General features: G+C 46.5%; 10 protein-coding genes. 8 read left to right on the top strand and 2 right to left on the bottom strand.

Features of this window, described 5'->3' with window-relative positions; genetic code table 11:
- The first annotated feature begins 88 nt into the window (after positions 1 to 88).
- From dut to B2Z67_RS13095, 5 genes are all read left to right on the top strand, one after another.
- Positions 89 to 520 (top strand): dUTP diphosphatase, encoded by a 432-nt coding sequence (gene dut / locus B2Z67_RS13115; protein ID WP_291530289.1) that lies wholly within the window; start codon positions 89 to 91, stop codon positions 518 to 520.
- A 28-nt stretch (positions 521 to 548) separates the two neighbouring features.
- Positions 549 to 2,306, top strand: coding sequence for a tetratricopeptide repeat protein (locus tag B2Z67_RS13110; protein ID WP_291530288.1), 1,758 nt, complete (start codon positions 549 to 551; stop codon positions 2,304 to 2,306).
- The gene (locus B2Z67_RS13105; RefSeq protein WP_291530287.1) at positions 2,303 to 2,899 is read left to right on the top strand and encodes a DUF4292 domain-containing protein; all 597 of its coding nucleotides are present in this window, start codon (positions 2,303 to 2,305) and stop codon (positions 2,897 to 2,899) included. The genes B2Z67_RS13110 and B2Z67_RS13105 overlap by 4 nt, the downstream gene beginning before the upstream one ends.
- Positions 2,896 to 4,203 carry a murein hydrolase activator EnvC family protein gene (locus tag B2Z67_RS13100; RefSeq protein ID WP_291530286.1) on the top strand — a complete coding sequence of 436 codons (1,308 nt, stop codon included), beginning with the start codon at positions 2,896 to 2,898 and terminating at the stop codon, positions 4,201 to 4,203. Before B2Z67_RS13105 ends, B2Z67_RS13100 begins: the two co-directional genes overlap by 4 nt.
- Positions 4,204 to 5,379: 1,176 nt before the next feature.
- A complete protein-coding gene (locus tag B2Z67_RS13095; protein WP_291530285.1) occupies positions 5,380 to 8,814 on the top strand; it encodes a bifunctional proline dehydrogenase/L-glutamate gamma-semialdehyde dehydrogenase in 3,435 nt (1,144 codons plus the stop codon).
- 410 nt (positions 8,815 to 9,224) lie between these two features.
- Here the strand turns inward: B2Z67_RS13095 and upp are convergent, their stop codons facing one another.
- Positions 9,225 to 9,878 carry a uracil phosphoribosyltransferase gene (gene upp, locus B2Z67_RS13090; protein WP_291530284.1) on the bottom strand — a complete coding sequence of 218 codons (654 nt, stop codon included), beginning with the start codon at positions 9,876 to 9,878 and terminating at the stop codon, positions 9,225 to 9,227.
- A gap of 304 nt (positions 9,879 to 10,182) precedes the next feature.
- Here upp and pckA point away from each other — a divergent pair, with 304 nt between their 5' ends.
- Both pckA and B2Z67_RS13080 read left to right on the top strand, forming a co-directional pair.
- A complete protein-coding gene (gene pckA / locus B2Z67_RS13085; protein ID WP_291530283.1) occupies positions 10,183 to 11,790 on the top strand; it encodes a phosphoenolpyruvate carboxykinase (ATP) in 1,608 nt (535 codons plus the stop codon).
- Positions 11,791 to 11,999: 209 nt separating this feature from the next.
- On the top strand, positions 12,000 to 12,644 hold the full coding sequence (locus B2Z67_RS13080; RefSeq protein ID WP_291530282.1) for a nitroreductase family protein: 645 nt from the start codon (positions 12,000 to 12,002) through the stop codon (positions 12,642 to 12,644).
- Between the two features lie 156 nt (positions 12,645 to 12,800).
- On the opposite strand, the gene typA is transcribed toward B2Z67_RS13080, so the two are convergent.
- Positions 12,801 to 14,600, bottom strand: a complete 1,800-nt coding sequence (gene typA, locus B2Z67_RS13075; protein WP_291530281.1) for a translational GTPase TypA — start codon at positions 14,598 to 14,600, stop codon at positions 12,801 to 12,803.
- Positions 14,601 to 14,754: 154 nt separating this feature from the next.
- Between typA and rpsO the strand changes: the two genes are divergently transcribed.
- Positions 14,755 to 15,024 (top strand): 30S ribosomal protein S15, encoded by a 270-nt coding sequence (rpsO, locus tag B2Z67_RS13070; RefSeq protein WP_291530280.1) that lies wholly within the window; start codon positions 14,755 to 14,757, stop codon positions 15,022 to 15,024.
- Positions 15,025 to 15,272 lie beyond the last annotated feature (248 nt).

The following is a 15,272-nucleotide window of genomic DNA, read 5'->3' as shown; positions in this document are numbered from 1 at the left end:
AATAGAGATACTCTTGTTAATCACTAATCACTAAACACTAATCACTGCGAAGCTCTGCATTGTAAACCACTAAATTGTAAGTAAAATGTTGAACGTACAAATCATTAATAAATCGAAGCATCCGCTTCCGACTTATGCAACAGAACTTTCCGCAGGAATGGATATACGCGCTAATCTTTCGGAACCTATTTCGTTAGCCCCGATGCAACGTTGCCTGATTCCCACAGGGCTTTATATAGCTCTGCCTGCAGGCTTCGAAGCACAAGTGCGTCCCCGCAGTGGTCTTGCTATCAAGAAAGGCATTACGGTGCTGAATTCTCCGGGAACAATCGATGCGGATTACCGTGGTGAAGTTTGTATCATTCTCGTGAACCTTTCGTCGGATATATTTGTAGTAGAAGATGGGGAACGTGTCGCCCAGATGGTGATAGCCCGTCATGAGCAAGCGGTATGGCAACAGGTAGAGGTGTTGGATGAAACAGTGCGCGGTGCCGGAGGCTTCGGACATACGGGAGTGTAATGTCTCCATATTCAAAATAGGAAGAAAGATGAAAAATAGATTTAGAATACTGCCACTATTGTTGCTGTGCGCAGTGGTTGTGTCGTGCGGAACTTCCCGTCAGGGAGCAAAAAAGCAGCAGAAAGAAACTGCCTCACAGGTGGTTCTTACGCCCGAACAGCAACGTAAGTATGATTATTTCTTTCTGGAGTCTTCCCGGCTGAAGATACAGAAAGATTATGCTGCCGCCTTTAATTTGCTGGAGCATTGCCTGGCGATTAATCCGGACGCTTCATCGGCTTTGTTTGAAATATCCCAATATTACATGTTCCTCAAGCAAATACCTCAAGGACGCGCCGCCCTGGAGAAGGCCGTGAAGAATGAACCGGATAATTATTGGTATAGCCAGGGATTGGCGAGCTTTTATCAGCAACAAGGCGAGATGGACAAAGCGGGCGCATTGCTGGAAGATATGTCGATACGCTTCCCTTTGAAGTTGGAGTCCCTATACAACTTGCTGGACATCTATAATCGTCAGGAGAAGTATGAAAAGGTGATAGCTACGTTGAACCGTTTGGAAGAAAAGACGGGTAAAAGCGAACAGCTCAGTATGGAGAAATTCCGCATCTATCTGCAGATGAAAGATAACCGGCAAGCTTTCCGTGAGATAGAGAGCCTGGTGGAAGAGTATCCGATGGATGTGCGTTACCAGATAGTGTTGGGCGATGTTTATATGCAGAACGGCAAAAAGGAAGAAGCGTATAATTTGTATAAGAAAGTGCTGACAGCAGAACCGGATAACGCGATGGCTATGTATTCGCTGGCATCTTACTACGATCAGACGGGACAGAAAGAACTTTATCAGCAACAACTGGATACGCTTTTGCTAAACAGTAAAGTGCCTTCCGATACGAAGTTGAATGTAATGCGCCAGTTTATTATAGAGAATGAACAGGCAGGCGGCGACAGTATTCGTGTCATCAACCTTTTCGACCGCATCATGGAGCAGGATCATGACGACGCCCAGTTGCCCATGTTGTATGCGCAATATCTCCTTGCCAAAAAGATGAATGAGAAATCATTGCCTGTACTTGAGCAGGTGTTGAATATTGACCCTACCAATACGGCTGCCCGTATGACACTTCTCGGAGAAGCTGTTGGTAAAGAAGATAGTGAAGAAGTAATCCGTTTGTGTGAAGCAGGTATCGAGTCCAATCCTGATATGCCTGAGTTTTACTTCTACCTGGCTTTGGGTTATAATCAGGCTGAACGGGCGGATGATGCTCTTGCCGTTTGCCAAAAGGCAGTGGCGAACGTTACGGACAATAGTAAGAAGGATATTATTTCGCATTTCTATGCCATTATGGGTGACATCTATCATACGAAAAAACAGAATGCGGAAGCGTTTGCTGCTTATGACTCGGCATTGGTCTATAATCCGGCGAACATAAGCGCCCTGAACAACTATGCCTACTATCTTTCCCTGGAGCGTCGCGACCTGGACAAGGCGGAGGAAATGAGTTATAAGACCGTGAAGGCTGAACCGAAGAACTCCACCTATCTGGATACGTACGCCTGGATATTATTCGAAAAAGGTAATTATGCCGAAGCCCGCCTTTATATAGATGATGCCATGGTGAATGATGCTGAAAAGAGTGATGTCATAGTAGAGCATTGCGGTGATATCTATTATATGACGGGGGATGTAGAAGGTGCTTTGAAGTATTGGAAGCAAGCACTGGAGATGGGAAGTAAATCAAAGATGTTGGAAAAGAAAATAGAGAAAAAGAAATACATACCGGAATGATTAAGTCGCAAAACAAATATAGAAAAGCGGGGAATATTGGCGCCCTGCATCTGATACTTTTTTTAAGTATGGTAATTGGACTTTCCGGTTGCAAGACTCCCCGGAAGGCGGTTGCCTCTTTGGATGAACCACGTTTCTTGTCGTCCAAAGTACAGTTGACTATTCCTCATAAGGGTGATGCATTAACGGTGAGCGGCACTATGAAGTTAGTCAGCGGGCAGTGTATGCAACTCTCTTTCGTGATGCCCATAATCCACAGTGAAGTGGCGCGTCTTGAAGTCACCCCCGGTTATGTGTTGGTGATAGACCGTATGGGAAGGCGTTATGTGCAGGCCACCCGTCAGGAGCTAAAGGGTGTTTTGCCTAAAAAAGCGGATTTCGCCCATTTGGAGAAGATGCTTTTTAATGCTTCCAAGCAGGGTGGAAAGGCTACTCTGACAGGAAAGGAACTGGGTATTCCATCTTTGGAGAAAGGGAAGATTACACTTTCTGATTTCTCGAACAAGGAAATTTCACTGACCCCTACTCAAGTGTCTTCCAGATATACGAGGGTTGAATGGACTGAACTCTTAGAGATGTTGGCTAAATTATGAGATACTTTCTTTGTACTTTGATAGGTTGTTTCTGTCTGGCTGTTATGCCGCTTTGCGCCCAATCCGACAAACTGATTAAGGAGTTGGAGACTAAGCGGGGCGCTTTGCAAAAGCAGATAGCAGAATCGGAAACCTTATTGAACACTACAAAGAAAGATGTTGGCAGCCAACTGAATGGCCTTGCCTCACTGACCGGGCAAATAGAAGAACGCAAACGTTATATCCTAACCATAAATAAGGATATAGAAACGATTGACCGTGAATTGTCTACGCAGGAACGCGAGTTGGTGCGTCTTCAGAGTGACTTGAAAGATAAGAAAAAGAAGTACGAAACCTCTGTTCAGTATCTGTATAAGAACCGTTCTATTCAGGATAGACTTCTGTTCATTCTTTCCGCCAAAACATTGGAGCATACTTATCGCCGCATGCGTTACGTACGCGAATATGCCGATTACCAGCGGTTGCAGGGACAGGAAATTCTGAAGAAACAGGAGCAGGTAAACAAAAAGAAAACTGAACTCCAGCAGGTAAAGACTGCCAAAACCGACCTGCTGAAAGAGCGTGAGACCGAAAAACAGAAGCTGGAAGTACAGGAGAAAGAAAAACGTACACTGATTACCAGTCTACAGAAAAAGCAGCGTGGTCTGCAGAACGAGTTAGCCCAAAAGCGGAAAGAAGCCAATCAGCTGAATGCCCGTATAGACAGGTTGATAGCTGAAGAAATAGAAAAAGCCCGTAAACGTGCGGCGGCAGAGGCTCGCAAAGAGGCCGCTGCCCGCAAGAAAGCGGGTGAAAAGGAATCGGAACCGGCCACGGCTTCTTCCGGAGCAGGCAAAAAGGCGGAACCTCTCGAAACGTTTACCATGGATAAGGCAGACCGTGAATTGTCGGGTAACTTTGCCGCCAACCGAGGGAAGTTGCCGATGCCTATTACCGGATCTTTCATTATTACCAGTCATTACGGTCAGTATAATGTGGAGGGGTTGCGCAATGTCAAGTTAGATAACAAAGGCATTGATATTCAAGGGAAACCCGGTGCGCAGGCGTGCGCTATATTTAACGGGAAAGTTGCCGCTGTCTTCCAACTGAACGGTCTTTTCAATATTCTTATCCGCCACGGGGATTATATATCCGTTTATTGCAACTTGTCTTCCGCTTCGGTCAAGAGTGGGGACAATGTCACAACCAGGCAGAACCTCGGTCAGATATTCTCGGATGCTTCCGATAACGGGCGCACGGTGTTGCATTTTCAGTTGCGAAGAGAGAAAGAAAAGCTGAATCCTGAGCCGTGGCTGGATCGTTGATATTTCCTATGAGCGGGAATATCTAAATGACAATGAATGGTCATTGTTTGTATTCATTATGATAGCATTATCCTGCTTTTCGTAACATGCTTTGATTCGTTAATTCATCTTTTAGTGTACTTGATGAATAAATAAAGAATAATGATGCGGTATTTATGCATCATGTTGTATATTTACAAACTATTTATGCAAAACAGCCGGTTACTAAGGGATGAAATGCTAACTACTTATAAGTAGAACATCAACTACCCATAAGTAAAACACTAATTACCTATAAGTAGATGGCTCACTACCTATAGGTAGTTGACTCGTTACTTACAAGTAGTTGACTCATCCTGTCCGTTTTTTCCTTTCTTAACCCACTTTCAGGAGATATTTTGTTCCAGAATAAATGTACGTATTTCGATATTGCGCTGTCAGCCTGTCACTTACTGATTTTCGCTCGCGTATTTCCAGCCACGCGGACATCCGGGCGGAAATATCGCATTCTCAGCCGGTCAAAAATACAAAATGTCACTTGGTTTACAAAATGATAGTTTAGCTTGCATTATTCAGGTTAGCGAAGAGAATGGATACGCGGACGACACGGATTAAGCGGACGAACGCGGATTCTTTTTTCTTATATGATGGTTTAGCGAAGCTTTTTATCTTATTCCTATACATTTCCTATATTTATTTTTGATGCGGTTACTCTAATTTTCTCTTCCTTTTCCTTTGAGTATAAAAGAATTAGTGTATATTTGCATCGGACATATATCAACCTTTAAACAGAACACGTACTATGGACAGAGAACTCCTCTTCGACCGGTTTTCGCAGCAAGCTCTCCAGACCTTGCACCGGTATCGTGCCGTAATGTTCAGCCCCACCTTCCATTCATAATTTCAGAACCTGTTCAGAAATTGTTTTGAGTATCCTTATATTAATGCAAGTCAGAAGTTAAGGAGTTATTGCTTTGCCTGGGAGTTATCAGCCCCCAACAGGCTTAATAGCTAAAACCGATACTCCGTTTATGCTTTAACTCTGCATATCAGTAGTAAGATCATCGCTTTAATTCCTCTAATTACCGGGCGAAGCGATACCCCTTTTAACTACTGATTCGCGTTATTCATACTATAGAACAAACAGGTTCACAAGTGATTTCATTTTTCTTTCATTTACCAAAACATGAATATATTATGAATAATAACCCTTCCATAGCCGAAGTACAAGAATGGGTACTGAAGCTATATAACACGTGTGAGCAAACCATAACAGACGAAGAACGCCGGGAACAGCATAAATACGCCGTCATGGTGCAACGCCCGCAGGACAAGAAGTTCCTGGTGAAGATGCTCGACGAATCGTCACAGATACGCGACCGTAAGAAACTTGCCGTCCGCATAAAAACCCTGATAGACCGCTACGGAGTACCTCAATTCCTGAACAAACGGGATGCTTTTCTTTTTAAAATGTATCAAGCCTTCGGACATCATTTCGACTTTATAGCCATACCCATCATAAAGAAACGCCTGCGCATGGATACATCCAAAGTTATTCTTAACGAGGCGCGCCCCAAGCTCACCCGGCATCTTGCCGACCGCGCACAGCAGCACATCGGACAAAACGTAAACCTCCTGGGAGAAGTAGTGCTGGGAAACGGAGAAGCCGACCATCGCTATCATCACTACCTGGAAGCGCTGGAAGCTCCGGACATCAACTACATTTCCGTAAAGATATCCGGCATCTACGCCCAGACGCACGCCCTGAATTATGAAGAAAGTTTCCCCGAACTGGTGAAGCGCATGTCTGCCCTGTACCGGAAAGCGATAGATTTTCCCTATATAGATGAAAAAGGAACGAAGCATGTGAAGTTTGTCAACCTGGATATGGAGGAATATAAGGATGCGCACTTCACACTGCGGCTGTTCAAGGCGGTGCTGAGCAAACCCGAATTCAAGGACTACACGGCAGGAATCGTAGTGCAGGCCTATCTTCCCGATGCTTACGACTTCCAGACGGAACTGCTGGAATTTGCCAAAGCACGCATAGCAGATGGAGGCGCACCGCTCAAGATGCGCCTCGTAAAGGGGTGCAACCTGGAAATGGAAACCGTAATCTCTTCCCTGCGCGGCTGGCCCAACCCCATACTTCCCACCAAGACGGACGTGGATGCCAACTATCTGCATATACTGGAACGCGCCCTGTTGCCCGAAAACGCCCGGGCGCTTCACATCGGCGTAGCTTCGCACAACCTGTTCACCATTGCGTATGCCTACCTGCTGAGCCAGAAGTGCGGTAGCTCAGAGCACATGACATTCGAGATGCTGGAAGGCATGGCAGACCACGTATGGCGTGCGCAAGCCCAGTTGGGGAATCACGTCATTCTGTATGCCCCGGTGGTGAAAGATGAGCATTTCCTGAATGCTGTTTCTTACCTGGTGCGCCGTATGGACGAAAACACGGCTCCCGACAACTTCCTGACACACTCCTTCAACCTGAAGCCCGGAACCGAGACATGGGACTTCCTGCAGAAGCAGTTCGAAGAAGCCTACCGCAGGAAAGACAGCGTTTCGCACACACCTACCCGCACGCAGAACAGGCTGATGCCTTATACTCCCCTGTCCGCCGCCGATGCAATGGCCAATGAACCGGATACGGACTTCGACCTTCCGCAGAATCAGGAATGGGTGCGGCAGATATTTGCCAAATGGAAGAAGTCGCCGGTTGACACACCAGAAATCATCCCGCTGCAGATAGGAGCCGAAACGGTGCTTTGCGAACAGCGGCACAAGTACATGGACCGCTGCCAGGACGACGAGGTATGCGTATGCGAAATGTCGCAGGCCAACGCGGAGCAGGTACGCCAAATCATCGACATAGCAGAACAAGACCCGGCAGGCTGGCGCAACACCACACTGGAAGAGCGGCACAGGATTATGTTCGAAGCCGCCAACCGCCTTGCCGATATGCGGGGCGACCTGATAGGCTGCATGTGTGCCGTAACGGGCAAAACAGTAGTGGAAGGTGATGTGGAAGTGTCCGAAGGCATCGACTACGCCCGCTTCTATACCACCACGATGAGGAAGTTCGCCGCACTGCCCGATGTGGATATTGCTCCGAAAGGAACTATCCTTGTTATCTCACCGTGGAACTTCCCGTGCGCCATTCCCGTCGGCGGCATCGTAGCCGCACTGGCAGGCGGAAATACCGTTATCCTGAAACCGGCAACCGTGGCGGCGCCCGTAGCCTGGATGTTTGCCAAGGCTTTCTGGGAGGCAGGCGTGCCGAAAGAAGCGTTGCAGGTCATCATAACCGACCGCCCCGCCCTGAAAGAGCTGACTACCGCTCCCGCCATCAAACATATTATCCTGACCGGTGGCACAGATACCGCCCGGAACATTGCGCACAGCAATCCGGCTACTCCGCTTTCTGCCGAAACCGGCGGCAAGAACACCATTATACTTACCGCTTCGGGCGACCGCGACCACGCCATCATGAACATCGTTACTTCTGCCTTCGGCAATGCCGGACAGAAGTGCTCCGCCTGTTCACTGCTACTCGTAGAACGTTCTGTGTACGAGGACAAGAGCTTCCGGGACAAACTGAAAGACGCCGCCACCAGCATGAAAGTGGGTAGCGTATGGGAAGCCGGAAACGTAGTGGGGCCGATGATTACCAACCGGAATGACAAGCTGTTGCAAGCCATGACATTGGAGCCGGAAGAATCCTGGTTAGTTCCGCCTCGGTTCATTGACAAGAAACAGTATATGCTGGCGCCTACCGTGAAGTGGGGAGTGAAGCCGGGCAGTTACTCGTTCGGCACCGAGCTGTTTGGCCCGCTGCTGAGCGTAGCCTGTATTGAAAATCTGCAGGAAGGCATAGCGTTAGTGAATGGTCTGGATTACGGTCTGACGTCCGGCCTGCAAAGTCTGGACGAGAACGAGCAGAAGCTCTGGAAAGACACTGTCATGGCGGGTAACCTCTATATCAACCGCGGTATTACGGGAGCCATCGTCAACCGCCAGCCTTTCGGTGGGATGAAGCTGTCTGCCTTCGGTGGCGGTGTAAAGGCGGGAGGCCCCAACTACTGCGCCTGCTTCGTGAACATCTTCGATAAACCGGAGAGCACCACAATCTACAAGCTAAGCTATGCCCATGCCCATCAGGAAGAATTTGCCCATGCCCGCGATGTCAACAATCTGCACGGAGAACAGAACGCATTCCGCTATCTGCCGTTGAAGAATATGGCGCTCCGCCTTTTCCCGGGCGATAGCAATGAAGAAGCGGAAATGATAGCGCTTGCCGCCACTCTTTGCCATACGCCGCTGACTATCAGTTTCAATCCGGATGATGACCGCACGGCAGCATTGGCCTCTACCGGTTGCAAGCTGAGGAAGGAATCATTGGACGAGTTCCTCAAAACGATGGAGGATTACGAACGCATCCGCACTTGTAGCGCCGACATTCCGATGGAGATGTACGTGGAAGCCGCCCGCACGGATAAGTATATCGCTACGGCAAGACCGGTGAAGAACGGACGGGTGGAGCTTATACATTATATTAAGGAACAAAGCATATCATTCGAGTATCACCGCTACGGCAGTATCTCGGATGTACCGCCTGTGGAATAAGAATATATGCTATAAAAGGAGTTATCACTTTGTTAGGAGATAACTCCTTTAACTCCTACAGCCTGAATAATGCCGCTTAAGAGAAAAAGCCGTGTAATCCGCGTAGTCCGTGCCTGACTATTTATTTGTAAAAGGATACAAATACACCCCCTTGGACACTCTTCTCTATTTCACTCCCGGAGTAAGGTACCCTAAGTATACGACTGAGGTGTCCTAAGTATACGACTGAGATACCCTAAGTATACGACTGAGATAGGGTCAGTATACGACTGTTCCTACCCCCTCTCAGAGCATGTTCCCGGCGGGGATTGGGCGAGGTGAAGATTCATAGTCATAAATTTCAACTACCACACAAGAAACCGTTTCGATTTTGCTTGGCATTAGCCTGCATTATTCATACGGTAGTAGTCTCATTCCTTTTCACCAAAAGCCAGGTCGCCGGCGTCTCCCAATCCAGGAACGATGTACGAGTGCTCGTTAATCTCCGGGTCGATGGCAGCACACCAGATTGTTGTTTTGTCTGAGGGAAGTTTGTCGGCAATATACTCTACCGCCCGGCGGCTGGCGATAATGGACGCAACGTGTATCTCTGCCGGATGCCCTTTCGTCAGCATAGCCTGGTAACTCAGTTCCATGCTACTGCCCGTTGCCAGCATGGGGTCTGTGATAATCAGCGTCTTTCCGTCAATGCGCGGCGAGGCGATGTATTCGATATGGATATCAAACTTCAGCGTATCCTTATATTTACGGTAAGCGGAAACGAAAGCATTCTCCGCATAGTCGAAGTAACTAAGAAACCCCTGATGGAAAGGAAGACCCGCACGCAGGATAGTGCTTATCACCAGCTCGTTGTCCGGCGTCTGCACAGGCGCTATGCCCAGCGGCGTTTGAATGTCTTTGGAGGAATAGGCAAATGCCTTGCTCATTTCATACGCCATAATTTCTCCGATACGTTCAATGTTACGCCGGAAGCGAAGACGATCGCCCTGTATTTGCACATCCCTTATCTCGGCAACATACTTGTTCAGGATGGAGTTTGTCTCGGCAAAATTGATAATCTTCATACTATTGACTGAATTTATATGCGCAAAGTAAACGATTTCTTATTCAATTTGCAACATTCAGTTTACAGTTATTGTTATGGAGTTATAAAAGACATCTGATTAAAGAAAAGTTTCTTTAATCAGATACGCGTTTCCAAAGAAAATATTACTTTTGTACGCGGAAAACAAGGGATTGTTTGAAAAGTGACTCTAACCGCTCCGGTTTCCCTTGAAAAATATCAGGTAACAAAGAGAAAACAAACCAAGAAAGTAAGCTAAGAAATAATAAATAAACCAATATTAAATTTTAATTCATTAAAGCAAAATGGCAAATTTAGATTTAAGCAAGTACGGTATTACAGGGGTGACTGAAATTCTTCACAACCCTTCATTCGACGTACTTTTCGCAGAAGAAACCAAACCGGGTTTGGAAGGTTTTGAAAAAGGTCAGGTAACAGAACTGGGTGCTGTAAACGTTATGACCGGTGTTTATACCGGCCGTTCTCCCAAAGATAAATTCTTCGTTATGGACGAAACCAGCAAGAATACTGTATGGTGGACATCTGAAGAATACAAAAACGACAACAAGCCTGTTGACGCAAAATGCTGGCAAGTTTGCAAGGAATTAGCAACTAAAGAACTTTCCAACAAGAAACTGTTCGTAGTTGACGCATTCTGCGGAACCAACCCAAACTCTCGCCTGAAACTGCGCTTCATCATGGAAGTGGCATGGCAGGCTCACTTCGTAACAAATATGTTCATCCGTCCGACAGCTGAAGAACTGGCTAACTTCGGTGAACCCGATTTCGTTATCATGAACGCTTCCAAGGCTAAGGTTGAGAACTACAAGGAACTGGGTCTGAACTCAGAAACTGCCGTTGTATTCAACCTGACTGAAAAGATTCAGGTTATCCTGAACACTTGGTACGGTGGCGAAATGAAGAAAGGTATGTTCTCTTACATGAACTATCTGCTTCCGCTGAACGGCATGGCTTCTATGCACTGTTCTGCAAACACAGATATGAACCACGAAAACACCGCTATCTTCTTCGGTCTGTCCGGTACAGGTAAGACTACACTGTCTACTGACCCGAAACGTCTGTTGATTGGTGACGACGAACACGGATGGGATGACGAAGGTGTGTTCAACTTCGAAGGCGGTTGCTATGCCAAGGTTATCAACCTCGATAAAGAAAGCGAACCGGATATCTACAACGCCATCAAACGTGACGCTCTGTTGGAGAACGTAACTGTTGATGCTGACGGTAAAATCAACTTCGCCGATAAGAGCGTAACAGAAAACACTCGTGTTTCTTATCCTATCAATCACATTGAGAACATCGTTAAACCGGTATCTAAAGGTCCGGCTGCAAAACAAGTTATCTTCTTGTCTGCCGATGCATTCGGTGTATTGCCTCCGGTATCTATCCTGAATGCTGAACAAACTAAATATTACTTCCTGTCCGGTTTCACTGCTAAGTTGGCCGGTACGGAACGTGGTATCACTGAACCGACTCCTACATTCTCTGCTTGCTTCGGCGCTGCTTTCCTGAGCTTGCACCCCACTAAGTATGCAGAAGAATTGGTGAAGAAGATGGAAAAATCAGGTGCTAAGGCATACTTGGTAAACACCGGTTGGAACGGTAGCGGCAAGCGTATCTCCATCAAAGATACTCGCGGCATCATCGACGCTATCCTTGACGGTGCTATCGACAAGGCTCCTACTAAGGTTATTCCGTACTTCGACTTTGTAGTTCCTACCGAATTGCCCAACGTAGATCCGAAGATTCTTGATCCTCGTGATACTTACGAATGTTCTTGCCAATGGGAAGAAAAAGCAAAAGATCTGGCCGGTCGTTTCATCAAGAACTTTGCTAAGTTCACAGGTAACGAAGCCGGTAAAGCACTGGTTGCTGCTGGCCCGAAGCTCTGATCTGAATAAAAACAGTTTAGATATTAAGAAAGAGGGGTGCGTCACTTTTGATGCATCCCTCTTTTAGTATAGATAGTTCAAACCGTTGCAAGATTTGGCGCTTACATATCTTCGTTTAATCTAAAAAAACATCTCTTTTCTTAAGTAACCTTCTCAGTATTAATCTTTTTTTGTTAGATTTGCAAATACCAATAATCAAACGAAGTAATATGAAAAGTATTAGATTAATGTTGGCAGGTGTCAGCCTGCTGTTGTTCTGTAGTTGCGGCACGCAAGTACAGAAAGAGAGTGAAACCACGTGTGCAAATGACAGTAAAGAAAATGCAGTGATCGAAAACATCATGTCACGCCGCAGTATCCGCAAGTACAAACCGCAGGCAGTGAATAGAGACACGATGCAGATTATTCTGAACTGCGGTATCAACGCTCCCAACGGACAGAATAAACAATCATGGGCAATACGGGTAGTGGATAATCCGGAATTCATTAACGGCATTACGGAAATCTATAAGCAGAAGAATCCTAAAGCTGCGGAGAATCCTAACTTCAAGAACTTGTTTTACGCTCCTACGGTAGTGTTCATTGCCAATGATAAATCTTATGATTTATCACAGATAGACTGCGGTTTGCTGGGTGAGAATATGATTCTTTCGGCTTGGTCTATGGGTATCGGCTCTTGCTGCCTGGGCGGTCCTTCCCGCTTTATGACTTCAACTCCTGAAGCTGCCGAATATATGAAGAAGCTGGATATTCCGGAAGGTTATGACTTGCTGTATTGCATCGCATTCGGGTATCCGGATGAGGCACCGGCTGCTAAACCAAGGAATGCGGAGAAGGTGAGGTTTATTGATTGAGACCTGAGATAAGACATTGTTTAGACGCAGATAACGCGGATGACGCGGATTTTTGGTTTAACAACTAAGCCTTTTAAATCCGCTTCATCCGCGTTATCTGCGTCTAAAGAATTATGACATTGTGCCACTCTTGACACAAAGCTATACAGCTAACATTCAGCTCTTATTCGCCCGCTTCCGCTCTATCTCATCCAGAATAACCTTACGCATGCGCATCGCTTTGGGCGTAACCTCCACATACTCATCCTCTTTGATGTACTCCAACGCTTCCTCCAAAGAGAACTGTACGGGCGGGATGAGACGTACTTTGTCATCCGAACCCGAAGCACGCATATTGGTCAGCTTCTTGGATTTCGTTACGTTAATCACCAGGTCATTATCATGGGAGTGCTCGCCTACCACCTGCCCGGCATACACTTCGTCTTGCGGGAAGATGAAGAATTTGCCACGATCCTGTAACTTATCAATGGCGTAGGCAAAGGCAGTTCCTGTTTCCATGGCTATCATGGAACCGTTAGTGCGACGTTCTATCTCACCTTTATAAGGTTGATATTCCTTAAAGCGGTGCGCCATGATGGCCTCGCCGGCAGAAGCGGTCAGTACATTGGTACGCAAACCGATGATACCGCGCGAAGGCATATTGAATTCCAGATTCACACGCTCACCGGCAGTTTCCATCTTCACCATTTCACCTTTACGGCGGGTTACCATATCTATAATCTTGCTGGCATACTCTTCGGGAACATTCACGGTCAGTTCCTCAATAGGCTCATGCTTCACACCGGCAATCTCTTTAAAGATAACCTGTGGCTGACCTACCTGAAGTTCATAACCCTCGCGGCGCATCGTTTCAATCAATACGGAAAGATGGAGTACGCCACGACCGGAAACAGTCCATTTCCCGTCTTCCTCACTCTTACTCACACGCAGAGCAAGATTCTTATCCAATTCCTTCATCAGACGGTCGTGGATATGGCGTGAAGTCACGAACTTGCCATCGCGACCGAAGAAAGGAGAATCGTTGATTGCGAACAACATGCTCATCGTAGGCTCATCAATAGCAATGGGCGGCAATGCCTCCGGATTCTCAAAATCGCAAACCGTATCTCCGATTTCAAATCCTTCGATACCAACCAGCGCACAGATATCACCTGAGGAGACTTCAGTTGTCTTCGTACGTCCCAGACCTTCGAAAGTGTGCAGCTCTTTAATCTTCGACTTTACGATGCCACCGTCTCGCTTTGCCAGAGACACATTCATACCTTCTTTCAGCGTACCACGGTGCACACGGCCTACGGCAATACGTCCGGTATAAGAGGAATAATCCAAAGAGGTGACCAACATTTGCGGAGTGCCTTCCAATTGTTGGGGCGCCGGGATGTTCTCCACGATGCAGTCCAGCAATGCGAAGATATTGTCGGTGGGTGTTTTCCAGTCCGTACTCATCCAGTTGTTCTTTGCCGAACCGTAGATAACGGGGAAGTCCAGCTGGTCTTCCGTAGCTTCCAGACTGAACATCAAGTCGAACACCATTTCATACACTTCTTCCGGACGACAGTTGGGCTTGTCTACCTTATTCACAACAACAATGGGTTTCAGACCAATCTGCAGAGCTTTCTGTAAAACGAAACGCGTCTGCGGCATGGGACCTTCGAAAGCATCTACCAGGAGGATGCACCCGTCCGCCATGTTCAGCACACGTTCCACTTCACCTCCAAAGTCGCTATGCCCCGGAGTATCAATGATGTTGATTTTGGTTCCTTTGTAATTGATGGAAACGTTTTTAGATAGAATCGTTATTCCTCGCTCACGTTCCAGGTCGTTGTTATCCAGCATTAATTCACCTGTGCTCTGATTACTGCGGAAGAGATTTCCTGCCAGAAGCATCTTATCGACGAGCGTCGTTTTCCCATGGTCGACATGGGCAATGATTGCAATGTTTCTAATATTTTGCATACAATACCTATTATTTGGGCGCAAAGGTACGAATTTTGAGTTAGATAGCAGGAGCCTCACAAGAAAATTTCCCTGAATAGTATTGCAGTATAAAAGATTATCTTTATCTTTGCACCCCTGTAAGAACAATTATATTTTATTTTAATTTAAAGTTATGTATTTAGACGCTGCTAAAAAGCAAGAAATCTTCGGCAAATACGGAAAGTCTAACTCTGATACTGGATCAGCTGAGTCTCAGATAGCTTTGTTTTCCTACCGTATTGCTCACCTGACTGAGCACCTTAAGCTCAACAGAAAAGATTATAGTACTGAAAGAGCTCTGACTATGTTGGTAGGCAAACGCCGTGCGTTGCTGAATTACCTGAAAGACCGCGACATCGCAAGATACCGCGCTATCATTAAGGAGCTTGGTCTGCGTAAGTAATCCGTTACTTGCAGCAAAACATTGAAGAGGGAAGCCGTTAAAAAGCTTCCCTCTTTCTTTATCCTTCATCCGGCAATTACTTACTTATCAGGTTCAAATGGCTACGCGGACGATGCGGACGAACGCGGATTCTTTACTCTTAAGTGATGATTTAGTGAAGCGGAGTAGTGATTAGTGTTTAGTGATTAATGTTTAGTGATTAGTGATTAATGTTTAGTGATTAATGTTTAGTGATTAGCAAGAGTATC

The sequence above is a fragment of the Bacteroides sp. UBA939 genome, assembly GCF_002293435.1.
In the GTDB taxonomy this organism is placed as follows: Bacteria; Bacteroidota; Bacteroidia; order Bacteroidales; family Bacteroidaceae; genus Bacteroides.
Note: the sequence above shows the minus strand (reverse complement) of the source record. Positions and strands in the feature narration are given on the sequence as shown.